Source organism: Hellea balneolensis DSM 19091, assembly GCF_000428525.1.
Classification (GTDB): domain Bacteria; phylum Pseudomonadota; class Alphaproteobacteria; order Caulobacterales; family Maricaulaceae; genus Hellea; species Hellea balneolensis.
The window spans coordinates 210,930-234,432 of record NZ_AUAC01000002.1 but is presented as its reverse complement, the minus strand read 5'-3'; the positions used below and the strand labels follow the sequence as shown (position 1 = coordinate 234,432).

20 protein-coding genes are annotated in these 23,503 nt (G+C 45.4%); 15 read left to right on the top strand and 5 right to left on the bottom strand.

The genetic code is table 11. From position 1 onward, the window contains the following. The first annotated feature begins 72 nt into the window (after positions 1-72). Together F569_RS0101235 and F569_RS18630 are read left to right on the top strand one after the other, a co-directional pair. Entirely contained in the window at positions 73-1,050 is a 978-nt protein-coding gene (locus F569_RS0101235; RefSeq protein WP_026940688.1) for a hypothetical protein, read from the top strand. A 97-nt stretch (positions 1,051-1,147) separates the two neighbouring features. Then, on the top strand, positions 1,148-2,227 hold the full coding sequence (locus F569_RS18630) for an energy transducer TonB (protein ID WP_154813602.1): 1,080 nt from the start codon (positions 1,148-1,150) through the stop codon (positions 2,225-2,227). A gap of 2 nt (positions 2,228-2,229) precedes the next feature. Here the strand turns inward: F569_RS18630 and uvrA are convergent, their stop codons facing one another. After that, on the bottom strand, positions 2,230-5,079 hold the full coding sequence (gene uvrA / locus F569_RS0101225) for an excinuclease ABC subunit UvrA (RefSeq protein WP_026940687.1): 2,850 nt from the start codon (positions 5,077-5,079) through the stop codon (positions 2,230-2,232). A 173-nt stretch (positions 5,080-5,252) separates the two neighbouring features. Between uvrA and ssb the strand changes: the two genes are divergently transcribed. The 3 genes from ssb to F569_RS0101210 all read left to right on the top strand — a co-directional run bounded on the left by ssb (position 5,253) and on the right by F569_RS0101210 (position 8,460). Next, entirely contained in the window at positions 5,253-5,762 is a 510-nt protein-coding gene (gene ssb, locus F569_RS0101220) for a single-stranded DNA-binding protein (protein WP_026940686.1), read from the top strand. Positions 5,763-6,206: 444 nt separating this feature from the next. Then, the gene (locus tag F569_RS0101215) at positions 6,207-7,088 is read left to right on the top strand and encodes an RnfABCDGE type electron transport complex subunit D (RefSeq protein WP_233353557.1); all 882 of its coding nucleotides are present in this window, start codon (positions 6,207-6,209) and stop codon (positions 7,086-7,088) included. Beyond that, positions 7,060-8,460, top strand: a complete 1,401-nt coding sequence (locus F569_RS0101210) for a DUF2330 domain-containing protein (RefSeq protein WP_154813601.1) — start codon at positions 7,060-7,062, stop codon at positions 8,458-8,460. The genes F569_RS0101215 and F569_RS0101210 overlap by 29 nt, the downstream gene beginning before the upstream one ends. 2 nt (positions 8,461-8,462) lie before the next feature. On the opposite strand, the gene F569_RS0101205 is transcribed toward F569_RS0101210, so the two are convergent. Further along, the gene (locus F569_RS0101205; RefSeq protein ID WP_026940683.1) at positions 8,463-8,993 is read right to left on the bottom strand and encodes a superoxide dismutase family protein; all 531 of its coding nucleotides are present in this window, start codon (positions 8,991-8,993) and stop codon (positions 8,463-8,465) included. A 171-nt stretch (positions 8,994-9,164) separates the two neighbouring features. On the opposite strand from F569_RS0101205, the gene gyrA reads away from it, so the two are divergent. Then, on the top strand, positions 9,165-11,930 hold the full coding sequence (gyrA, locus tag F569_RS0101200; protein ID WP_026940682.1) for a DNA gyrase subunit A: 2,766 nt from the start codon (positions 9,165-9,167) through the stop codon (positions 11,928-11,930). A 35-nt stretch (positions 11,931-11,965) separates the two neighbouring features. Here the strand turns inward: gyrA and F569_RS0101195 are convergent, their stop codons facing one another. Continuing rightward, positions 11,966-13,138: an alkane 1-monooxygenase gene (locus tag F569_RS0101195; protein ID WP_026940681.1), complete on the bottom strand. Its 1,173-nt coding sequence runs from the start codon at positions 13,136-13,138 to the stop codon at positions 11,966-11,968. Beyond that, on the bottom strand, positions 13,135-13,518 hold the full coding sequence (locus F569_RS15925; protein ID WP_051279073.1) for an ArsR/SmtB family transcription factor: 384 nt from the start codon (positions 13,516-13,518) through the stop codon (positions 13,135-13,137). Before F569_RS15925 ends, F569_RS0101195 begins: the two co-directional genes overlap by 4 nt. A 253-nt stretch (positions 13,519-13,771) precedes the next feature. Between F569_RS15925 and F569_RS0101185 the strand changes: the two genes are divergently transcribed. The 9 genes from F569_RS0101185 (at position 13,772) to F569_RS0101145 (ending at position 22,423) form a co-directional block, all read left to right on the top strand. Next, a complete protein-coding gene (locus F569_RS0101185; protein WP_154813600.1) occupies positions 13,772-14,197 on the top strand; it encodes a hypothetical protein in 426 nt (141 codons plus the stop codon). Between the two features lie 146 nt (positions 14,198-14,343). After that, on the top strand, positions 14,344-15,579 hold the full coding sequence (locus tag F569_RS0101180; protein ID WP_026940679.1) for a tetratricopeptide repeat protein: 1,236 nt from the start codon (positions 14,344-14,346) through the stop codon (positions 15,577-15,579). An 11-nt stretch (positions 15,580-15,590) separates the two neighbouring features. Continuing rightward, on the top strand, positions 15,591-16,502 hold the full coding sequence (locus F569_RS0101175; RefSeq protein WP_267879422.1) for a dTDP-4-dehydrorhamnose reductase family protein: 912 nt from the start codon (positions 15,591-15,593) through the stop codon (positions 16,500-16,502). Beyond that, positions 16,492-17,541, top strand: coding sequence for a polysaccharide biosynthesis protein (locus tag F569_RS0101170; RefSeq protein ID WP_026940677.1), 1,050 nt, complete (start codon positions 16,492-16,494; stop codon positions 17,539-17,541). The genes F569_RS0101175 and F569_RS0101170 overlap by 11 nt, the downstream gene beginning before the upstream one ends. Continuing rightward, complete coding sequence (wecB, locus tag F569_RS0101165) at positions 17,538-18,656, top strand: non-hydrolyzing UDP-N-acetylglucosamine 2-epimerase (protein ID WP_034387024.1); 1,119 nt, start codon at positions 17,538-17,540, stop codon at positions 18,654-18,656. Before F569_RS0101170 ends, wecB begins: the two co-directional genes overlap by 4 nt. Before the next feature lie 8 nt (positions 18,657-18,664). After that, the gene (locus F569_RS0101160) at positions 18,665-19,048 is read left to right on the top strand and encodes a hypothetical protein (protein WP_026940675.1); all 384 of its coding nucleotides are present in this window, start codon (positions 18,665-18,667) and stop codon (positions 19,046-19,048) included. Then, positions 19,045-20,871, top strand: a complete 1,827-nt coding sequence (locus F569_RS0101155; protein ID WP_026940674.1) for a glycosyltransferase family 2 protein — start codon at positions 19,045-19,047, stop codon at positions 20,869-20,871. Before F569_RS0101160 ends, F569_RS0101155 begins: the two co-directional genes overlap by 4 nt. 2 nt (positions 20,872-20,873) lie before the next feature. Then, positions 20,874-21,662 carry an ABC transporter permease gene (locus F569_RS0101150; RefSeq protein WP_026940673.1) on the top strand — a complete coding sequence of 263 codons (789 nt, stop codon included), beginning with the start codon at positions 20,874-20,876 and terminating at the stop codon, positions 21,660-21,662. Then, positions 21,662-22,423: an ABC transporter ATP-binding protein gene (locus F569_RS0101145; protein WP_026940672.1), complete on the top strand. Its 762-nt coding sequence runs from the start codon at positions 21,662-21,664 to the stop codon at positions 22,421-22,423. Before F569_RS0101150 ends, F569_RS0101145 begins: the two co-directional genes overlap by 1 nt. Positions 22,424-22,433: 10 nt before the next feature. On the opposite strand, the gene F569_RS0101140 is transcribed toward F569_RS0101145, so the two are convergent. Further along, positions 22,434-23,420 carry a KpsF/GutQ family sugar-phosphate isomerase gene (locus tag F569_RS0101140; RefSeq protein ID WP_034387020.1) on the bottom strand — a complete coding sequence of 329 codons (987 nt, stop codon included), beginning with the start codon at positions 23,418-23,420 and terminating at the stop codon, positions 22,434-22,436. Positions 23,421-23,503: the final 83 nt, after the last annotated feature.

Genomic DNA, 23,503 nt, shown 5'->3' with positions numbered 1-23,503 from the left:
CGCATGAAATCAAAATTTAACTACAGTTAGAGCGGAGTTTCGAATAGGCTTGAATTGAGGGAGAGCAGAATCATGATTGAACCCAGAAAACCCGTTGCGGCTTTTGATTTTAACGTGGCCGCAGGAGGTGCTTTCCAGACCTTGGGCGGAAAAGACTTTGTTATACGGCTGTGGTTTTGGATGTCTGCAGGTCTATCCATTGTGTTTATTGTGACGCTTCCTTTGTTTATCGGAAGCTACGGCGAGGTTTTAGAGCAAAGCTGGTTAAGTAATCGCGCTTTGTTTAGCGGAAATGAACAACCCAACCCGGACGCTATGTTATCTGCGTTTGGTAAGATTATTCCAGGGATGCTCTTATTTACACTTGGACTCTGGGTCGTCACGGCTGCTGGCGAAACAGCTCTTTACAGGCGTTATTTCCATGATCAAGAAGCACCGAGACAACCCCTACGTTTTGGGCGCCAAGAACTGCGTACTATGTTGTGCCAACTCAGCGTTTGGTTACTTGTGTTTCTGGTCTATATCCTTGGCGTTTTTGCTATAACTCTTGTCATTGTATTATTCTCAGCATTATCACCCATCTTGGCTGGCATATTTGGATTTGTTGCCATCTTTGCCTTAATCGCCATGTTTGTATTTATTCCCGTGCGGCTCGCTCCTGCAGCGGCCTTGTCTATGCAACGAGATAAAACACATGTTCTGGCGGCTAATAAAGTCACTAAGTATAGGTTTTGGAATTTGTTTGTGGCGTATTTGGTCACATATCTGGGTGGTTATATCGGATATTATATTATCTATATGATTTCTGTGGGTATTGCGACGGGGGATATGGGCTTTCTTATGGCTGTATCGGGCCTTGGCGAGGATAATCCCAGAGTCTTATTTGACGCCGCCGCTGAACGCATGAAAAGTCCTTTAGGTATGCTCCTGGGTGTATTGGCGATGATTGTAAATGCAGCTGCATTAGCGGGATGGATATTACTGGTAGCCGGTGTAAATTGTTATGCCGTCCGATGGTGGACCAAAGACGATCCTGTTCCGAATTTTTGAGTAACCAGATTTAGAGTTGCACAAACTCAATTGCCTAACTAGGCTCTGCGCAGGAGTGTACTTTATAAAAAAACTACTTTTATTTCTTGGATTTGTTGTGGCATTGAGTGGGTCCGCAAATGCAAAAACGCCTTCAGAAGTATTGAAACCTTATAAAGAGTATCGTGCTGCGCTTAAAAGCGGTGATAAAGAGAAGGCCTTAAAAGCAGCCCGTAAAGCATGGGATAGGGCAGAAAACCTTATCGGTGATAGCACGACAACCGCAAGCCTTGCGCAAAATTATGCAGATTTACAACGCTATGATGATTTTGAAGAAGCTATAAAAGGGTTTAAGCGCGCTGTGGAATTATCTCCACAGGATAGTGAAGAGGAAAAAGGCGTTAGGTTAGAGCGTCTCATTAAGCTCTCGGAAATGTATATTGCGACCCCAAAGTATAAGCGCGCAACTAAACATGTTTCTGAAGCGAATAATTTGATTTTGTCAACAGACCTTTTGGGGTCAACTATCGATGGCGAAATCAAGACACTCTCTGGCTGGCTTCAAGCCATGAAAGGAAATGAAATTGCTGCTATAAAACATTTTGATAATGCCATAGCGATTTTTGATAATCCCACGGAAAAGTATCAATCTGTATTCCCTTATTTAGTCCGCATTTATAAGGGCGACACACTTAGGAATAAAAAAGACCCAATTAAAGCGGCCCTTGAGTATCAAGTTGTTATGCAAAACCTTGAAGGAACCTTGGACAAAGACCACCCCTTCGTGAAAAGCGCTTTCGGTAAATGGCTTTGGATGCGCTCCTTGATCAATGATAGCGATAAGAATGAAGAAGCGCTTGAGGCAGGCGTTTGTAAGTGTTGGCCTTACGATGAAATGCGGGCTGACTCTGCTATTCCTGTGATGCGTATTCCGCCTATTATGCCAAGCCGAGCTAGGCGGTCAGGGCATGTAAATTTCAAATTTGATGTAAGCGATGAAGGCAAACCTATAAATGTTGAGGTGGTTAGCGCAACGGAAGACGTTTTTGTAAAGCCAGCAACTAAGTCTCTGAAAGAATGGGATTATGAACCAATACAAGAGGACGATACGCCAGAGTCTCGCAAGGGTCTTGTAACAAAAATTACATTTAGGCTAACAGATGAGCGTGGCAATATACTTCCTGAAAAACCTTTATAGGACTAGCTATTCTTCCGAGCTGCATCCCGTTCTAACATCGGCTTTAAATACCGTCCGGTCCAACTGGCTTTGACTTTTGCCACGTCTTCCGGCGTGCCTAAGGCGACAATTTCCCCGCCGCCATCGCCGCCTTCAGGGCCTATGTCGATGATGTAATCCGCCGTTTTTATAACGTCGAGATTGTGTTCGATAATCACCATCGTATTACCATGTTCGACGAGTTCATTCAGAACAGTCAGCAGCTTATTTACATCTTCGAAGTGTAGTCCTGTTGTCGGTTCATCCAAAATATAGAGCGTGCGGCCTGTCGCGCGTTTAGCAAGTTCTTTGGCAAGTTTGACTCGCTGTGCCTCACCGCCAGACAGAGTTGTGGCTTGTTGCCCGACTTTTAGATAAGTAAGGCCAACACGTTGTAAGGTGACCATCTTATCACGTACACTTGGTACGGCTTTGAAGAAATCCGCCGCCTCATCGATAGTCATATCGAGGACATCGGCAATGGATTTACCCTTAAATTTAATTTCCAAAGTCTCGCGATTGTAACGTGCCCCTTTGCAAACATCACAAGTAACATAGACATCGGGCAGGAAGTGCATTTCAATCTTAATCACCCCGCCGCCTTGGCAGGCTTCGCAGCGACCGCCTTTTACATTAAAAGAGAAACGCCCAGGCTTGTAACCGCGTAGTTTCGCTTCAGGCAGGCCGGCAAACCATTCCCGAATGGGTGTGAATGCGCCAGTATATGTCGCAGGGTTCGAGCGGGGCGTTCGGCCAATCGGACTTTGGTCAATGTCGATAACCTTATCCAAATGTTCCAAACCCTCAATGTCGTCATGCGGCATAGGCTGTATGGTGGATTTATTTAGGCGCCGTGCTGTGGCTTTATAAAGCGTTTCAATAGTGAGGGTAGATTTGCCGCCCCCGGAGACTCCAGATACACATGTCATCAAACCAATAGGAAACTCTGCGGTCACGTTTTTAAGGTTATTTCCGCGAGCCCCTTTAATCGTAATTTTCTTACCTGAAGGCGTCCTGCGTTCATCTGGAATCGCAATTTCTTTTTTTCCTGTTAGATATTTTCCCGTCAGAGATTTTCTAGATTTTTTGATTTTATCTGGTGTACCTTGGGCGACGACTTCGCCGCCATTAACGCCGGCAAGGGGGCCCATATCGACAACATAATCCGCTGTCAGAATAGCGTCTTCATCATGTTCAACAACCAGCACAGTGTTGCCAAGGTCACGTAAGTTTTGCAGTGTTTCTAGCAGTCGCTCATTATCGCGTTGATGCAACCCAATTGAAGGCTCATCGAGCACATAAAGAACCCCCGTAAGGCCGGAGCCGATTTGTGAAGCGAGGCGAATCCTTTGCGACTCTCCACCCGAAAGCGACCCCGAGCCACGGCCAAGTGTCAAATAATCAAGACCCACCGCATTTAGAAATTTCAGGCGGTCACGGATTTCTTTCAGAATACGTGAGGCAATTTCCATATCTTTTTCAGACAGTTCAGTCCCAAGCTCTTCAAAGCGGGTGAGCGCGTCTTTGATAGACATTTCCTGTGTTACGGAAATATCCATATCAGCAACGCGCACCGACAATGCTTCAGGCTTTAGCCGTTTGCCTTGACAGGTCGTGCATTGCGCATCTGACATATATTTGCCCAGCTCTTCACGCATCCAACTAGATTCAGTTTCGCGGTAGCGGCGCTCTAGGTTCGGGATAACACCTTCAAAGGGCTTTGTCGTTTCATAACGGCGGCCATCATCCTGATAAACAAATTTTATCTTCGCGCCTTTGGTTCCGTATAGCACAACGTCTTTTGCGCCGTCAGCCAAATTTTTAAACGGCTTATCGACCTTAAACCCGTAATGCTCGGACAGAGCTTTGATGGTTTGCATGTAAAGCCCGCTGGTTTTATTGGGCCAAGCTGCGATTGCGCCTCCTGCAAGCGATTTTGTTGTGTCGGGTATAACCAAGCCTGGATCAAATTTAAGTTCCTTCCCTAACCCGTCACAGACAGGGCAAGCGCCATGGGGACTGTTGAAGGAAAAAAGCCGTGGCTCAATTTCTGAAATCGTAAATCCTGAAACCGGGCATGCAAATTTTTCGGAGAATAGCATCCGCTCAGCACCATCATTCGCTTGCTCCGCGATAGCAAGACCATCCGCCAAGCGAAGCGCAGTTTCGATACTTTCAGCGAGGCGCGATTCTAATCCTTCTCGAACCACAACGCGGTCAACCACTACGTCTATGTCATGTTTGAATTTCTTATCGAGCTCTGGCGCGTCTTCGATGCGGTAAAACTCGCCATCTATTTTGGCGCGTTGAAACCCGTCTTTCATAAGCTGCGCCAATTCCTTGCGGTATTCCCCTTTTCTGCCGCGCACAATTGGTGCGAGGATATAGAGCTTTGTATCAGCGGGTAGCGTCATGACCCGGTCAACCATCTGGCTCACGGTCTGGCTAGTTATGGGCAGGCCTGTGGCGGGAGAGTAAGGCACACCAACCCGCGCCCAAAGAAGCCGCATGTAATCATAAATCTCAGTGACTGTGCCGACGGTTGAACGCGGGTTGCGTGAAGTGGTTTTTTGCTCGATTGAAATGGCAGGAGAGAGGCCTTCTATGCTGTCTACGTCTGGCTTGCCCTGCAACTCCAAGAATTGCCGCGCATAAGCAGATAGGCTTTCCACATAGCGGCGCTGTCCCTCAGCGTAAATCGTATCAAAGGCGAGGGATGATTTTCCGGAACCTGAAAGCCCCGTAATAACAATGAGCTTGTCACGAGGCAGGTCAATGTTCACCCCTTTCAGATTATGCTCACGCGCACCGCGCACTTGGATATGTTTATGCATCTGGCGTTCGGCTCCGAGTGAATGAAAAGCTTGTGGACAATATACGTGTTAGGATGGACTTAGAGGCGCTAAAACATCAAAACAAGTGGAGTGAATCACCCGCTTGCATTTAAGCTGTGAATTCTATAGAACATAATAAGAACAAATACAAGTAATCCTATCAGAGGTGAAACATGGCCGGGTCAGTCAATAAAGTTATTTTAGTCGGAAATTTGGGCAAAGACCCTGAAATTCGTACCTTCGGAAATGGCGGTAAAGTCGCTAACTTCTCAGTCGCGACGTCAGAATCATGGCGCGATAAGCAAACAGGCGAGCGCAAAGAGAAAACAGAATGGACAAATGTGGCTATATTTAATGATGGCCTTGTCGGTATCGTCGAGAAATATGTCAAAAAGGGCAGCAAAGTCTATATTGAAGGCAAGCTCCAGACTCGTAAATGGCAAGACCGCGACGGCAATGACCGCTACACAACAGAAGTCGTTCTTCAAGGTTATGGCGGACAGCTCACCTTGCTCGACAGCCGCAACTCCCAAGGCGGCGGTAATTACGGCGGCGGAGGCGGCGGCTATAATCAAGATAGCGTGGCTTACGGCAATCAAGGCCAAGGCGGCGGACGCCAATCCGCCTCAGCCATGGAAGGCCCAAAAGAGAATTTCGACCTCGATGATGAGATTCCTTTTTAGGGGACGACAAGTGCCGATTTCGGCGATTTGATTAAACCTATTTTCTTAGGTAATTGCGAGATGCTATTGCTCAAATTGTATAGCGAACCTCTACAATCCCGTTCATTCCCGCGGATGCGGGGACCCAGTTAAGTCGAGCGGTTCAATCACATAAGATTAAAATCGTTAGCCTCTCGGCACATAAATGGAGTGTTCGCGAAATTAACCTATGCACATGACTGGATTCCCGCATCCGCGGGAATGAAAGGGGAAAGGTGTGATGGTCAGGTTTAAAAAGCCGACCACAGACAAAATTTTTCTCTAAAATAAAAAAGTAAAAAAAACAAAATTTCCTCCCAAGGATTCCCCTTTGGCATGCGTCTTATAGTTATGAGTTCGATATGTGCGTGATGATTGCGCCTTATTGTTCGCGTGATATGATGACGTAGCTACAAAGGTGAAGGCATGGCGGGAATTTCCCAATATATGCAAAAGAGGGGCGCTCTTATAAGCGCGCTCTTGGCTGATCCGCGCCATTATCAAATCATAGTTTTATCATCGCTTATTTTGCTCGGCACGTTTCATTTCGCATTCCAATTGCCTTGGTGGCACGTCGTGGCTTGTGTAGGCTCCACAGTCGGGACACAGGCTATCGCGGATAAGATTATTGGCCGCCGCTTTGATGCACGTAGCCCGCTAATATCGGCCTTGTCCCTAACGCTCTTGCTCCGCACAGGCTCTGTAACGCTATCCGTTGCAGCGGGTATCCTCGCGATAAGTTCCAAATATATCGTTCGTTGGCGAGGTAAGCATATCTTCAACCCTGCCAATTTCGGCCTCGTCATATTATCGCTCTTATTCACGGGCGCGTGGATATCGCCGGGGCAGTGGGGCACCGCGCCTATTTTCGCGCTCTTCCTGCTCGGTATGGGCGGAATCGTGACAGGTAAAGCCAAACGCTGGGATGTGAGTATTGCGTTGCTAGTCAGCTATGCGGCGCTGCTCTTTGGCCGCGCTTTATGGCTTGGCGATCCGTTGACCATCCCCGTACATCAATTGCAAAGCGGCGCTTTGCTCATCTTTGCCTTCTTTATGATTTCAGACCCCAAAACGACGCCCGATGCAAGGCTAGGGCGTGTGCTCTATGCTATATTGGTGGCCACGCTAGGCTTTACGATACAATTCGCCTTTTACAATGCGGCGGGCATTATTCTCGCGCTTATTCTCACCGCGCCGATTGTCCCGCTCTTTGACCGATTATTCCCCGCGGGCCGTATTCACTGGCCTAATTTTCAAATATCTAAAACAGGAGTTTCCCATGAAACAGTTCAAATACCTGCTGAGTAGCGCGCTTGTCGCCATTACTCTAACCGCCGCACCTTCGGCCTCTGCCTTTTGCGGTTTTTATGTCGCCAAAGCCGATACGGATTTGTTCAATCAAAGCTCTAAGGTAGCCTTGGTGCGCGATGGTGACCGTACCGTTATCACTATGGCGAATGATTACATCGGTGACCCTACAGAGTTCGCTATGGTGATTCCGGTTCCGACCGTGATTACCAAAGATCAGGTGCATATTTCCGATGCTGGATTGCTTGATCATCTGGATGCCTATACGGCGCCGCGCCTAGTTGAGTATTTTGACGATAACCCCTGTGAAAGACGATATCGCAAAGAAATGGCGATGCGCTCAAGCGTGCAAATGGCTCCCATGATGGACTCAGCTTTTGAAGAAGCAGAAAATTTAGGCGTTACCATCGAGGAGAGCTTTTCCGTAGGAGAATATGATATCCTCATACTCTCCGCCAAGGAAAGTGATGGTCTTCAAACTTGGCTTGAGAGCAACGGCTATCGCGTTCCTAAAAAAGCCGTAAAGACTCTAGGCAGCTATATCAAACAAGATATGAAATTCTTCGTCGCCAAGGTGAATCTAGAAGAGAAAGCGAAACAAGGCGGCGAGATGCTACGGCCTATTGCTGTGGCCTATGAGAGCCCTAAATTCATGCTTCCTATTCGGCTTGGCACTGTGAATGCGAATGGCGACCAAGACTTGTTTGTTTATACGCTGACAAAGAACGGCAAAGTGGAAACAACGAATTATCGAACCCAGAAAATCCCGTCCGACAAAGAACTCCCGATTTTTATCAAGGACGATTTTGGTGATTTCTATAAAGATATGTACAAAACATCTGCGAACCGCCAGGGCGGTCATGGCGTCTTCATGGAATATGCGTGGGATATGAATTGGTGCGACCCCTGCGCGGCTGACCCTCTATCAGATGATCAGCTTAAAGAATTGGGTGTCTTCTGGCTCGATGAAGGCCGTAATGACCAACCTATGCCAATGCCGCGCAGTATGCGGCCAAAGCAAATGGCGAAGAATGTCTATGTTACGCGGTTGCATGTGCGCTATGATGCGGAGAGTTTTCCTGAGGACCTAAAATTTAAAGAAACAGGCGATCGTCAGAACTTCCAAGGGCGCTACATCCTACGCCACGCATATGACGGCGAAATGGATTGTCCTGAAGCCGAAAAGTACAAGCAAGAGGTCAATGCCCGTAAGGAGACCGAAATTAAAACATTGGCCAATCTTACCGGCTGGGAAACCAAATATATCCGCACAAAAATGAAAGCCTCAGGAAAGGGCGAACTCTTTGACCTTGATGAACCCAAGAAGAGAGTTGATTGGTGGAATAAGATTTGGCCCAGCGATGAGGACTAAGGCTATTTAATTTCAGCGCAAGCGATTCGGGCTCCGGCTCCGCCAATCGGCTGCGTGATTTGATCATCTGCATTGATGTGTATCATGAGGGACGAGCCGTCAGCGTCCAAAAGAGCGGGGCGGTTGTCACGTTTGACAAGTGTTACCCGCTCATTGGTGTAAGCATAAGATAAATTATCCTGCGCATCTGCGACGGCATTTGGCATATCCGCATTGTCGGGGCCCTCCGGGTGATCAAGACCATGTTTATGACCTTCAGGGTTTATGTGCCCTCCAGCGCTTTTAAAATCAGGTGTTTGGCAGTCGGCCTTAACGTGAAAATGAATGCCGTGGGGTCCTTCAGCTATTTTTCGCGCTGTGACGGCAAGCGTGACGCCGGCATCCCCGGCATCTGTAATCGTGACATCACCAATATCTTCTCCGGCGCTGCTTATCAGGTCAATAGTAAGGCTTTCAGACCCTGTTTCAGGTGAGGGTTGGCAGGCTGTAAGGGTTACAAAAGCAATATAAGACAAAGGTAATAATAGGCGCATTGAGAGTCTCCATTTTCAACATAGTAAATCATAAAAGCTCTATTGACGAGGGCCTTCTTAAAAGCGCGGAAAACTCTTCCAATCATTTGTAGTAAATGCCCACAAATGCTAGAAAACAACACGAAATCCGCACGATTCGAGCGGCTTTAAATTTATGGGATGGATGCGGATTTGAGCGACGATAACGATACGCCCGATGACGACGAAAATAACGGCCCTGAAGGGCTTCCTGAAGGCGTGTCGCCGATAACGATTGAGGAGGAGATGAAACGCTCCTATCTCGATTATGCCATGTCGGTTATTGTCTCTCGCGCCATTCCCGATGTGCGGGATGGGCTAAAACCTGTACATCGCCGCATCCTTTATTCCATGCATGAAAATGGCTTTACGCGCGAAAAGGCCTATAAAAAATCTGCCCGTGTTGTGGGCGATGTTATCGGTAAATATCATCCGCATGGTGACAGCGCTGTTTACGATGCTCTAGTGCGCCTTGCGCAAGACTTTTCAATGCGTCTGCCGCTTTTAGACGGGCAGGGTAACTTTGGTTCAGTTGATGGTGACCCACCGGCGGCGATGCGATATACCGAAGTTCGCATGGAGAGACCTGCGGCTTCACTTTTAGCTGATATCGAAAAGAACACAGTCAATTTTCAGGAAAATTACGACGCGTCAGAAAATGAACCCGTTGTATTGCCGTCACGTTTTCCCAATATCTTGGTCAATGGGGCTGGCGGTATCGCGGTAGGCATGGCGACCAATATCGCGCCGCATAACCTTGGGGAAGTTATCGATGCGACGCTCGCCTTGATGGATAATGGTAACTTATCGGATGAGGAGTTGCTTGAGATTATACCTGGACCTGATTTCCCCACCGGTGCCTTAATTATGGGCCGCAGCGGCGCCCGCGCAGGTGTTCTGACAGGAAAAGGCTCTGTGACAATGCGGGCCGTGACTGAAGTTGAGGAAATCCGAAAAGACAGATATGCAATTATTGTAACTGAGCTGCCATACCAGGTCAATAAAGCTAATATGATCAAAAAGATAGCGGCACTTGTTAATGAGAAACGTATCGAGGGCATTTCCGCTGTTAGGGATGAGTCAGACCGTGTGGGTATGCGTGTCGTCATAGAGCTGAAACGCGATGCCGTCGCTGATGTTGTCTTGAATCAGTTGTTCCGTTATTCGCAAATGCAGCAGAATTTCAGCTCAAATATGCTGGCTCTCAATGGCGGCAAACCAGAGCAGATGAATGTTCGGCAGATGCTTGAAGCCTTTTTGGCGTTTCGCGAAGAAGTCATTGCGCGTCGGTCTAAATTTGACCTCGCAAAGGCTCGCGCACGCGCTCACATACTTGTCGGACTTGCGACCGCCGTTGCAAATATTGACGAAATCATCAAAATTATTCGCGGCTCTGCCAACCCCAAGGAAGCTCGTGAGAACTTAAAGTCCCGTCGATGGGAAGCGAAGGGCATGCGTTCCATGCTTGACCTTATCGCTGATCCGCGTTCAATCCTGCATGATGATGGCACTATTCAGCTTACAGATGAGCAGGCCAAAGCTATTTTAGATATGCGCCTGCTTAAACTCACGCAGTTGGGCATGGACGAAATCACAGATGAAGTCGAAAAACTCGCCGCCAAGATCACTGACCTGCTTGATATCCTAAGGTCGCGTGCTCGCGTGCAGGCGATCACCCGCGAAGAACTCACCGAGGTCAAAGAGAAATTCGCAACACCGCGCCGCTCTATCTTTACGGCGGGCGGCCAAGACTTCGAAGATGAAGACCTAATCGCAGTTGAAGATATGGTCGTAACAGTGACCTCAGCCGGCTATGTGAAGCGGACACCGCTCGACACCTACCGGGCGCAGCGCCGCGGGGGCAAAGGCCGCTCGGGCATGTCCATGAAGGATGAGGATTATGTCACAACTGTCTTTGTCGCGACGACCCATACGCCTGTGCTCTTCTTTAGCTCCACCGGGATGTCTTATAAGCTAAAAGTCTGGAAGCTACCGTTGGGTGGCCCGGCGACGCGCGGCAAGGCACTTGTCAATCTTTTGCCGCTTGATCAAGACGAGACGATAAATTCTATCATGGCGCTCCCGGAGGATGAAGAGAGCTGGAAAGAGCTTGATATTATGTTTGCCGCACGGTCAGGCGGTGTGCGCCGTAATTCTCTGGCTGATTTCACGCGCGTTAACCGTAACGGTAAGATTGCGATGAAGCCTGATGAGGGCGACGGCATTGTTGATGTGCGTCTCTGCACCGAAGATGATGATATTGTCCTAACCACGGCCATGGGTAAAGCTTTGCGTTGCCGCGTTACGGATGTGAGGCGTTTTGTCGGCCGTACGTCCAGCGGTGTTCGGGGTATAAAGCTGGCTGATGGCGACGAAGTTATCTCTATGGCGGTCTTGCATCACGTTGATATCGAAACAGATGAAGCACGGGCCTATATGAAACACGCCAATGCCATGCGCCGTGCGCTTGGGGAAGGGGATGATGATACCCCTGAAGATATTGATATTGAGAGCAACCTGTCTGAGCAGCGCATTGGCGAGTTAGGCGGAAAAGAACAGTTCCTTCTCACATTGGCAGATGACGGGTTCGGTAAGCGCAGTTCAAGTTATGATTATCGCTGCATGAACAGAGGCGGGCAGGGCGTTACCGCACAGGAATTATCCCGTAAGGGATCTGATAATGCACGTTTAGTTCGGAGCTTTACGATCGAAGAGGATAATCAACTCATGATCGTCACGGATGGAGGACAATTGATACGCTGTCCTGTTAAAAACATTCGAATTGTCTCTCGCAGTTCTCGCGGTGTCACCGTTATTCGCGTCAAAGATGAAGAACGCGTCGTAAGTGTGGAGCGCATCGAAGAGAGTGATGATGACGATGAAGCGGGCACAGAGACTGAGGGCGCTTCTGAGAATTAGTATCTAAAATTTTTAGCCATTCTCCTAGGCATTAGCTAAATTTCCCAACGTGCTTTTAGCTTCCTTTCGGCTTTAGGGTCTAAATTGACCTTTGAGAGGTCGCCATCAGCCCATTCCACTACTTTCTTATCCATGACGGCGAACCAGAGCGGCGGAAAAAAGGCCATTGCGAAACAACCGCCATAACCTGTGGGTAATGTCGGGACATCATCATAATCTCTTAAAACCTGATAGGGACGAAGAGGGTAGGCATGATGATCTGAGTGGCGCTGCAGGTGGAAAGATAAAAGGTTCGAATAGGTATGATTTGTATTCCAACTATGTTTGGGTTGGCAGCGTTCATATTTTCCATTGGGGAGCTTTTCTCTTTTCAAGCCATAATGCTCAACATAATTTGCTTGGGTGAGGGCAAGCCAAGCCAAAAAATGATGTGGCACTAGGAAAAACAGAATGGCCCAGCCAAATTGCGAGACGAATAAGGCGACTAAACCCAATGTAACTGCGTAAACTTGCAGGACATCATTGTACACGGACCAAAAGCTGCGGCCTTGTTTCTCGAGCCTTTGCTTTTCATAGGACGTGCCGCGCTTAAACGTCCCCGTTAGTTCCCTTACCATAAAGGCATAGAAGTTTTCCCCCATGCGAGAGCTTGCAGGGTCCTCTGGCGTCGCAACCCATGTATGATGGCCTTTATTGTGTTCAATATTAAAGTGACCATACCCCATAATCATGTTGCCAATTTTGGCCGATAGTCGATCAATCTTGTTGGATTTATGGCCTAGTTCATGTGTCATAACCATTACGCCGCCGCTATTTGAACCGAGACCGATAATGAGGGCCAGAATAGACCACCAAGGCAGGTCTTGTGTGCCCACGAATACAACAAAAGAGAGGAATACAGCGATCGCAATATACACCATAGTGTGGACTGTTGCGCGGTAATACTTATCTGCCATCATAGCGCTCACAACTTCTTCCGGAGGATTGTGAGGGTCTTCGCCCATTATGGCGTCCATAAGAGGTGTAAAAGCATAAAAGAATAGCGTTGGGATAAGCGTCACAATAGGATTCTTATCCAGAGCAAAATACAGCCAGATTGAGAGGAGGGCGACAAGGGGCGAAATAATAATCAGCCAATACATGTGGCGCTTTGAATCTGTATAGACAATTGAGCTTCCGTCTTCAGCTGTTCCGGTAAAGCTTGTCATGCTACTTCTCCTTTATTTACAATGGCTTGGAAGGGTTTGCAAAGGTCCGCCATAGGTCTGAGTGCTTCCAATATCAGCGTGACCTTCTGAACGACATATGGTCCATCAAGATCATATATAACGCGCCGCCCATCTTTCCGTGAGGCTGTTATTCCGGCTTGCTCTAGTATGTTGAGGTGCCGTGATATAACCGATCTGTCCTGACTTAACCCACCTGATATTGTTGTAACGTCACAAGCGCCGAGGAGGATAAGTTTTTTAACAAGCTGTATCCGAGTAGGGTCTGTAAGCGCTTTGAGAAATCTCGTATCAAGAACCCCAATAGCCGCATCCGCCATAGCCTTGTATTCGGGTGTATCTTTAGTGTTATCATTTTGCATTTGTGCTTATGTGCACACAAATGCACAGATAGCAATCTGTTTTTCGGTTTTTGTTTAAAGGGAGGCGTTCTGTATGACCCTCTTGATTGCAAGGACGGCTTATATATAAATCGCATAATGTTTATTATGAGAAATTGTTAATTTCTTTTTTACAACAAAGCTTTGAGCATTTAAGTTGACGCTCAACGCATTACTTGGCAGATATACAAACTTGTAGCGAACGGCGTATGTGGAGAGTTCATTTATGAACATTTTGAAAAAGATTGCGCTTATTTTTCCTCCACTTAGAAGAGTTTATGTTGACCTGGAAAATCGCCGCCGCAGAGTCGAAGAGCTTGAAAGCCACATCCCCGTCTTGAAAAAGCAGATGGCACGTGCAATTAGAGGCGGCAAATCAGGTGATTTGGATAGCAGTGCAGTTTCTTCAGATGTCAGTTACTTGAAAGCTGAACGTGATAAGCTCTTAGAGCTAAACTTTGCTTTGAATGAAAAATATGATGCTCTTTATAAACAGTATTGTATATTGAGTATGTCCAACGAGTCATTAGTAAAGACAAATGAGTCACTTATCCAAAGTGAGTTTTTGGATATTGATGACCTTATGAGTAAAACAACGCATGTTAAGAAAAAACACCCGACTGCGCGAAAAAAATCAAAATCAAAAGTGTCTGGCGCATAAGTCAACATATTATGCTTCTAGTATTTCTGCTTGATTAAAAGGAAACACCCATCACTAAATATTCAAATGATCCTGCCCTACTTGAGTGGTGTGAAGGCTTATTCGCTGAAGGCGCATACCAAGAGGCCGAAGACTTTGCAAAAGTTTTGCAAGAAGCTGGAGATCATCCTTCGAGGCTAATACTAGCGCGTGCCTTTGAGCTTAATGGGAAAAGTAAAAAAGCATCTAAATTTTTAGGAGCATATATAAAGCAGAATACTGGTGTCTTGGGACCTGAAATGTTTGAGGTCGCACAATTGAGAGGCAAAATACTTGCAACCATGGGCAAGCATAAAGCTGCAGAAAAGTCCCTCAAATATGCGCTAAAAGCTTTGCCTGAGGATGAGTGCTTTGATTCTGCAAGAGCGAGCACAGAATATCAACTTGCAAGTCTTTTATCTGCGTTGGGTGACTTTGAGGATGCTCAACATATATTCAACCAGTCTATGCCCGTGAGCTGTGATAACACATGGAAAACAAATGCCAGAATAGTAGATCTTTTTGTTGAAGCTGCAGAAATTGAAAATGAGGCTCTTACCTTAGAGGATATTGAAATTCTCTCTGAGATTAATGTATCCGCCAAAACAAAAATTATATACTTGGTTTCAGGGGATTTATTTTATTGTCAGATGTTCGGCCCAAGCCTTGCTAAAAGTCTTTCTAAAACATCGGACGACGAAATTCATCTTCATGTTCACGGAATTTCATTAGGAAAAAATGATCCTGGTGTTAGAAATGCTCCCTGGAAAAAACTAGCTAAATCTCTTGCGAGAAGCCCAGTTTCAACATCTTTTTCAAAACGACATATTGAACGCGACAGATTTCAAGAGCATCAAAAAAAGGCGGTATATTCTTTTGAGAGATTCAATGTATTGCCCCTTTTCTTGAGAAGTTTCGATAAGCCTGTCCTAGTAGCTGATATTGATCAAATTCCTCTACGATCACCAGCAGGTTTGCTTGATGATGAATTTGATGTTGCTTTATTGAGGTTTCCAAAAGGTGTGCTGAATATACTTTCAGTTATATCTGCGACGTTGTCACTATTTAGGCCAAGTCAAGAAGGCCTAAAAGCAGCTTTACAGCTGCAGTCTTACTTTACAAGCGCCATGAATAATGAGGCAAAACTCAACTGGCACATAGATCAAGCTGGGCTTGCTGTATTAGACTATAAAAATACAACGGCGAATATTCTTCATCTAGACCCAAAATTAGTTGTTACCGACCCCAAAAAATTCGACCCGTATGAAGCAATAAATGAAGGCGCTTGGTTCTGGTCTGTTACAAATAGTATTGCAGGTAATTCTCAGGAGCTTGAGAGTTATGAAAACAACAATCGTATTTGAATATTATAGCTGTGAGATATCAACCAATAGCAGATCCTGAATCGCTTAACGTCCTAATTTTAGGAGCTTCCGGCATGCTTGGAAGCGCTCTGTTTGCCGAGCTCCCTAAAGTAAGTGCAAGCTACCGAACTATCGGTAGCGTCAGGCCGGGATCCCCTACCCCTAAAATTAATGAGAACATGTCACTTGTGACGTTAGAGGATGTTTTTGATAAAGACGCTTTGCGGAACATAATGAAAAGCAATGAGATTAATGTCGTTATAAATGCGATTGGACTTATAAAACAAATAAGCGGTCAGGTTAAGAAGTCGGATTTCATAAAGATAAATGCTTGGCTACCACATTATTTAATGGAGCTTTGTGAAGAGGTCGAGGCTCGTTTTATAGAAGTCTCAACCGATTGTGTTTTCACGGGTAAAAAGGGAATGTATTCTGAAGAGGATGAGCCGGACGCAAGGGATATCTATGGAGTCTCAAAACTTTTGGGTGAAGTTACTGATAATCCAAATGCCTTAACAATACGGACATCAATAATAGGTCATGAAAGTGGCCGAGCTGCTTCTCTGATAGATTGGTTTTTATCGACGTCCGGTCAGGTTAAAGGTTTCGATAAAGCCATTTTTTCAGGGTTTCCTACAGCTTATTTAGCCCAAATAATCGGACGATATATACTGCCCAATACATCTCTCAATGGTTTATACCATATTTCTGCGAACCCGATTGACAAGCATAACCTGCTTTGCTTAGTAGCGCGAAAGTACCAACACAATGTCAAGTTGGTTCCAAATTCCGACTTGGTGATTGATAGATCACTGGACTCTTCGAAATTTATGGCTGAGACGGGTTTTTCCTCACCTGAATGGCCGGAATTGATTGATATAATGAAAGAAACTCGACCAGTTTGGAGTCGAAATGAGCAATAATTTAGCAAATAAATCCATCTTGATTAACGGAGGAACTGGATCCTTCGGAAATATGGTTTTGAGAAGCTTCCTCACGGAAGACGTCAAAGAAATACGCGTACTCAGCCGCGATGAAAAAAAACAAGATGATATGCGGAAATTTTACAAAGATAACCGCCTTAAATTCTACATCGGCGATGTTCGCAATATTGATAGCGTAAGAGTCGCAAGTTACGGGGTGGATTACATTTTTCATGCCGCTGCGTTGAAGCAAGTCCCCTCTTGTGAGTTTTTTCCTATGGAAGCTGTAAAGACTAATGTTGAGGGTACGGACAATACAATTCGTGCTGCAATCGAAAACGATGTAAAGCAGATAGTTGTTCTCAGCACCGACAAGGCCGTTTATCCAATTAATGCTATGGGTATCAGTAAGGCCATGATGGAAAAGGTTGCGATTGCACGTTCTCGCCACATTGGTTCTAATGGCCCTATTGTAAACGTAACGCGTTACGGAAATGTGATGGCTTCGAGGGGGTCGGTCATTCCGCTATTCACAAATCAAATTTTGTCGGGAGGTCCCGTTACAGTTACCAATAAAGATATGACACGATTTTTGATGTCTTTGCCCGAGTCTGTGGCGCTCGTGAAATACGCTTATGAGAATGGCAATCAAGGTGATACATTTGTCCAGAAGTCTCCGGCAGCTACGATTGAAACACTTTATTTGGCGCTCATGAAGGTTTTTGAAAAAGAAGTTCCGGTTAAGTCTATTGGTATAAGGCACGGCGAAAAAATGTATGAGGCTCTTGCCGGCCGTGAAGAGATGCAGGTCGCGGTTGATGAAGGTAATTATCTTCGCATTCCATGTGATGCACGCGATCTTAACTATGACAAATATGTGGATGACGGGGATAATATTCCTGTAATTCCCAATGAATATAGCTCTCAAAATACCAACATTCTAAATGTTGATGAGACAGCAGAATTATTGCTTAAAATTGACTTTATTCAGCAGCAATTAGGCCGCATGGATAAGCATGCTTACTGGTCGCCCTCATGAAGATATTGACCATCGTTGGAACGCGCCCTGAACTCATAAAAATGTCTCGAGTTATCGCGACTTTTGATGACCATACTGAACATGTTCTTGTTCACACGGGACAGAACTACGATTATGAGCTAAACAAGGTCTTTTTTGATGATCTTGGAATTCGCAAGCCGGACTATTTTATGGAAGCCGCAGTTGTAGGGTCTGCCATGGAAACCATTGGTAATATTCTCGTCAAATCTGATAAGATACTGGATGAAGTCAAACCTGATGCCATGTTGATATATGGTGACACCAATTCCGGTTTAAGTGTCATCGCGGCTAAGCGGAAAAAAATTCCTATTTTTCATATGGAAGCCGGCAATCGCTGTTTTGATGAGCGCGTTCCCGAGGAGATAAATCGTAAGATTATTGACCACACTTCAGATATAAATTTTGCCCTGACAGAACGTGCAAAAGAATATCTCGTTGCAGAAGGCATTCCTGGTGACCGCGTTATAGTGAGTGGGTCTCACATGGAGGAGGTGCTAGCTTTCTATCATGATAAAATTTCTAGTTCTGATATTCTAGAAAAATTGAATTTAACGAAAAACAAGTATTTTATTTTAAGCCTTCATCGTGAGGAGAATGTTGACAGACCTGAACGCATAAAAGAACTTTCTATATTAGTTAAAGAGCTTCAAAAAACCTTCGGCTGTAAGGTTATTGTCAGCACCCATCCGAGGACTCGTGTACGATTAGAGGCGCAGGGCCTAAAAGATGATGATGTGTTTCTCCCTCCTTTCGGATTTTTCGACTACATAGCTCTGCAGAAAAATGCTCATTGTGTTATATCTGATAGCGGCACGATAAGCGAAGAATCAAACCTTTTAGGGTTTCCCGCAGTAACCGTTCGCGATGCACATGAGCGTCCTGAGATCATGGATGCTGGCGGCTTAGTAATGGTTCCACTTAACACTCAGAAAATTTTAAACGCGGTTAAAATTGTTACCCAACTATCCTCTAAGACCTTTGATAACGTTAATGATTATCGCGGTGGTCATGTTAGCCGTAAAATATTATATGCGGTTATGAGCTATGTGGATCTTGTAAATCGTGAGACATGGCGTAAAGGAATCCAAGCTTAGGTATCACCATGGCGTTTGAAGATTTCCTCAGAACAGTTCCCCTCGTTCATAAGCATATCATGCGGACGCGCCTGATGATGCATGAGAATAAACAATTACGAAAATTCCTTAAGCGCCATGGAATTGATCCCAAAGATGTTATCTCCTCTGAAAATGATGTTGATGCAGAAGATTTGGAGTTCGTACAAAAAATACTTCCCGACACCGATTTGGAAGTAGCTTTCAAAACAGTAGCAACGTCATTGAGAGAAGAGCAAAAACGGGCGGCTGCGTTAGAGGCTAGCCTATATGTTTTACAGATTGATTATAATCATTTATTGTTAAATTCTGCAAATAAAAGTGTTAAAAGTGGGTCTAAACCCAAAACTTCATCGGTTAAGAGAAAATCATGATAAAAAGCATTGATTCCGATAAATATGCCGATAGCCTTTTCTTGAGCGGAGAGCCGAAAGTCACCATTGTGATCCCTGTCTATAACGGATCAAATTATGTCGAAAATGCCATCAACAGTGCATTAAATCAGACTTATGAAAATATGGAAGTTTTGGTCGTTAATGACGGCTCTAAAGATGACGGTGCGACTGCTAAAATCTGTAAAAATTTTGGTGATGACATTGTCTATATAGAGCAGGAAAACCAAGGTGTTGCGGGTGCGATGAATACAGCTCTTGAGCATATGACGGGTGACTTATTTTGTTGGCTCAGTCATGATGATGAGCACTTACCAGACAAAACCCAAAAACAAGTAGATTTCTTAAGATCTCTTGGCCGTGGTGATGTAATGCTTTTTGGGGATTACTTTCTGATGGATGATAACGGTAAAGTTTGGCATGAGAGTCAAATGGACAAAGAGCTTCTCATGAAGACGCCCAGTATCGCCCTGCTCCGCGGTATGATCAATGGCTGTACATTGATGATACCTACACAAATTTTGCGAAAACATTTACCCTTCAAGACCGAGCTAAGGTTTACGCAGGATTATGAAATGTGGGACCGATTGCGTGAAGATGGTGAATTCTTATTTATGCCGGAAACTTTGGTGAAATATAGAATTCACCCTGGCCAAGATACGAACAATCCAAAAGCTAATGTGGAGGGTGATAAGCTCTGGATTTGGATGATGTCCCGCAGAAGCGATACAGAGAAGATTATTTTAAATGGTAGCCGTAAGAAATATTTCACTGAACTTGAGGGTTTTCTGAGCAAAACACCGTATCTTGCGGCCACTGAACATGCCAAAGAACAAGCTAAGTTGGCCGAGGAAGACACGCTCGTTTCAATTGTCATCCCGTTTTTTAATGAACCAAGATTGACATGTCGGGCTATAAAAAGTGCGTTAGATCAAACGCATCCTAATATTGAAGTTATAGCCGTAAATGATGGATCAACAAGCGATATAAAATCTGTGCGGTCTCTCATTGCCAAACATGAGAATGCTAAAATTGTTGATATCGAAAACGGTGGAGTGGGCAATGCACGCAACACAGGTTTGAAGGTTGCAACTGGAGAGTATATTGCATTCTTGGATAGTGACGATGTCTTTATGCCTTACAAAGTTTCGCATCAATTATCTGCCATGACTGAAGGCGGTTATTTATTCTCGCATACGAGTTATCATGTTGAATATCCTAATGGCAGATCCGGACTTGGCATCATTCATAGTGGTAAGCAACATGGCAACCTATACCCAGACATTATTCGTTCTTGCTCTATATCCACCCCGACAGTTATGTTTCACAGGATATTTATTGCAATGGGACTCAAGTTTCCTGTGGCTTCAAATTTAGGCGAAGATATTGAAACCTGGTTATGGGTAGCAGCCCGTTATCCTATTTTGGGTGTCGATGAACCTCTTTCAATTATTACTTGGCGTGATGATAGTGCAGCTCTTAATCTTTCAAAGGGCATAGAAGGACTTACGGAAATTATGAAAGCGATGTATCGGCATCCGCTTCATCGCAAAGAGAAGAAGTCTATTAAAAGCTTGGGCGAAGGCCTTGCAGAGCTTTCAAAAATGAGAGCCGCAGCAGCCTCACACCCAATGTCCGAAAAGGCAGATAAAATTGTCAGTCTTGACACGATACGTGTGGCTTATGGAAATGCTGAGATGGTAAAGTCAAAAAAGAAGTTCGGAAAACCTATTGTTCTTGAGGTCGGGATGAATGGCGAGCCTAATGCTGAAGACCCTTACATTATTCAGGTGAGCACGAGATAATCATGGCTTCATCTAAACCAAATGTCTTTGGCCGTTTGTTTCCAAAATGGGACTTAGCATTTGATTTGGCTTGGCAAGATATCAAAGACCGGTTCTCGAGGACTGTCTTGGGACCATTTTGGATTGTTATTTCAAACGCAATGCTGGTCATAGGTATTACAATTGTGTTTGGTGCGCTGTTCAAAACACCGATTGCAGATTTTTTGGTCTATGTGTCCTTAGGCATTGCCTTATGGACATTTCTATCAACTGTAATGACAGGGGCTTCTTCTTATCTGGAGAGCGGAAAGAACATTCTTTTTACCTATAATGTCCCTTGGAGCATGCAGATCACGCGAAAGGTGTTTGTTGAGGGAATCGTGCTAGCTATCCACCTTTTGGTTGCTATTCCCGTCATTTTGATTGCTCAGAAAGATTTAGGGGTTGTATCATTTATGGCAATTCCAGGCATATTTACTAACCTCATGTTTGCGTATGGTTTGGCACTTATCATTGCTTCGTATGGCGTAAGATATTCCGACCTCAGCCATGCATTAGAATCGATCATGTTGTTTCTATTTTTATTCACGCCTGTATTCTGGTTGGAGTCTGCTCTGGGCCCAACTCGTAGCGCCTTTGTGCATTACAATCCCCTGTTCCATTTTCTAGAGGTTGTTAGGGGGCCGATTCTTGACCAAGGAATTCCTTTAGATAGTTTTATAATCGCTACCACCGTATCTGTAGGGGTCTTAACTTTGGGTATATTTATCTATTCCAAACGGCGTAGCAAAATCGGGATGTGGATGCAGTAATGACCCATATTCATTTCGATAATATAGACGTGAGCTACCCCATTCGCGTTGGTGGGCGAGAGCGCTCTACTATGGCGGCCTTGGCCGCAACAGCCTCATTTGGCCGCATTGCTGGCGATATGAAAAAAATTCCCTATGTAAACGCGATAAGGGGCTTGTCGTTGGATGTTAAATCTGGTGACAGGCTTGCTGTGATAGGGCGTAATGGTGCTGGGAAATCCACTCTATTGAAAACTGTCTCCGGTATTATCCACCCATTATCAGGCAAAGCTGATATTGAAGGATCTATACTTTCACTTCTAAGCTTAGGTAGTGGTGTTAATATGGAGGTCTCGGCGCGAACAAACCTAAAGCTAATCTCGCGTCTTTTGGGGATTTCGAAAGGTGAGCTTGAAGCTTTCACTGAAAATGTTTTGGAATTTACAGAGCTAGGTGAGTTTTTTGACCTCCCCTTAAACACTTACTCCTCGGGTATGCTAGTGCGTTTCATGTTTGGTGCCGTCACTTATAAGCCGGCAGATATTATCGTCGTAGACGAAGTTATCGGGGCAGGAGATGCCAAATTTTTTAAGAAAGCTGAAGCTCGCGCACGGGAACTTTTCAAGAAGTCTAATATTCTTGTGCTTTCTACGCATTCCCCCGATATCACATATGAGCTTTGTAACCGTGCCATTTTGATGGCGCGAGGCGAGATTATTATGGACGGAACACCGAAAGATGTTTGGGAAGAATATCACGCTATTTTGGAGCGCGAAGGTTAGCGTGCGATGCTTAAATGACGCCCTCTTCCAGGAAGTCATGAATATGGATGAGCCCTAAAGGTTTCGAATTTTCATCAAGCACAAAGAGTGAGGTTATTTTTTTGCTGCTAAGTATATTCAGGCCTTTAGCCGCCAGGTCATCCGGCTTTAGAGATATAGGGTTTTGAGTCATTATACCTTTGACGTCCCCATCCTTTGCCAACTTCGCATAATGTCGTCTCAAATCACCATCCGTTATGATGCCAATTAAGCGGCCTTTAGATGACGTGATGCCCACACATCCGACACCGCTCATATTTATAATTTCGATTGCCTTAGAAATAGGGGTGTCGTCTTTGCACAAATAGGAGGGCGCAATAGGCCGCATGACTTGTGCAACTTTTTTAAGTCCTGCGCCTAGCTTTCCGCCGGGGTGGAAACGGTGAAAATCATCAGACGTAAATCCGCGTTGTTTCATAAGCGTTACGGCGAGTGCGTCCCCGACAGCAAGTGCCATTAGGGTAGATGTCGTTGGGGCTTGAGTAACGTGACAAGCCTCCTCTGCTTTTGGAAGCAGAAGCGTAACATTCGCGCCTTTGTCTAATGTGGATCCCTGCCCTGATGTAATTGCAATAAGAGGAATATCATATCGATTGGCATATCCAATTATACCGGCGAGTTCAGCTGTGCTGCCTGAATTAGACAGAGCGATGATGAGATCATCAGCCGCGATCATCCCTAAGTCACCATGTATGGCCTCAGCGGGATGCACAAAACTAGCGAGCGTTCCTGTTGAGGCAAATGTGGCCGCAATTTTACGGGCTATGTGGCCGGATTTGCCCATACCCGTTACGATCACGCGTCCTGCCGTATTCCCGACAAGCTCTAATGCGTCATTGAATGATGCGCCAAAGCCCCGCGCGGCATCGTCCTTCATTGCAGAAATAAGTGATTGAAGGCCTGCCAATTCTTTTTGGAAAACATCTATGGCAACTTCATTCACAAGAGATACTTTCATGTCATTATTCTTAGCTTGCAAGTAAACTAGCACTCGAGCCGTGTAAACATGTCTCTCACATGGCTTTGAAAGGTAAAGCTGTA

Bases quoted from the DNA above. Each gene is read 5' to 3' on its own strand.
- wecB (WP_034387024.1), top strand. From the start codon at position 17,538: ATGAAGATATTGACCATCGTTGGAACGCGCCCTGAACTCATAAAAATG.
- ssb (WP_026940686.1), top strand. From the start codon at position 5,253: ATGGCCGGGTCAGTCAATAAAGTTATTTTAGTCGGAAATTTGGGCAAA.
- F569_RS0101195 (WP_026940681.1), bottom strand. From the start codon at position 13,138: ATGACAAGCTTTACCGGAACAGCTGAAGACGGAAGCTCAATTGTCTAT.
- F569_RS0101235 (WP_026940688.1), top strand. From the start codon at position 73: ATGATTGAACCCAGAAAACCCGTTGCGGCTTTTGATTTTAACGTGGCC.
- F569_RS0101145 (WP_026940672.1), top strand. From the start codon at position 21,662: ATGACCCATATTCATTTCGATAATATAGACGTGAGCTACCCCATTCGC.
- F569_RS0101150 (WP_026940673.1), top strand. From the start codon at position 20,874: ATGGCTTCATCTAAACCAAATGTCTTTGGCCGTTTGTTTCCAAAATGG.
- F569_RS0101140 (WP_034387020.1), bottom strand. From the start codon at position 23,420: ATGAAAGTATCTCTTGTGAATGAAGTTGCCATAGATGTTTTCCAAAAA.
- F569_RS0101215 (WP_233353557.1), top strand. From the start codon at position 6,207: ATGGCGGGAATTTCCCAATATATGCAAAAGAGGGGCGCTCTTATAAGC.
- F569_RS0101155 (WP_026940674.1), top strand. From the start codon at position 19,045: ATGATAAAAAGCATTGATTCCGATAAATATGCCGATAGCCTTTTCTTG.
- F569_RS0101170 (WP_026940677.1), top strand. From the start codon at position 16,492: ATGAGCAATAATTTAGCAAATAAATCCATCTTGATTAACGGAGGAACT.
- F569_RS15925 (WP_051279073.1), bottom strand. From the start codon at position 13,518: ATGCAAAATGATAACACTAAAGATACACCCGAATACAAGGCTATGGCG.
- F569_RS0101160 (WP_026940675.1), top strand. From the start codon at position 18,665: ATGGCGTTTGAAGATTTCCTCAGAACAGTTCCCCTCGTTCATAAGCAT.
- F569_RS0101205 (WP_026940683.1), bottom strand. From the start codon at position 8,993: ATGCGCCTATTATTACCTTTGTCTTATATTGCTTTTGTAACCCTTACA.
- F569_RS0101210 (WP_154813601.1), top strand. From the start codon at position 7,060: ATGAAACAGTTCAAATACCTGCTGAGTAGCGCGCTTGTCGCCATTACT.
- uvrA (WP_026940687.1), bottom strand. From the start codon at position 5,079: ATGCATAAACATATCCAAGTGCGCGGTGCGCGTGAGCATAATCTGAAA.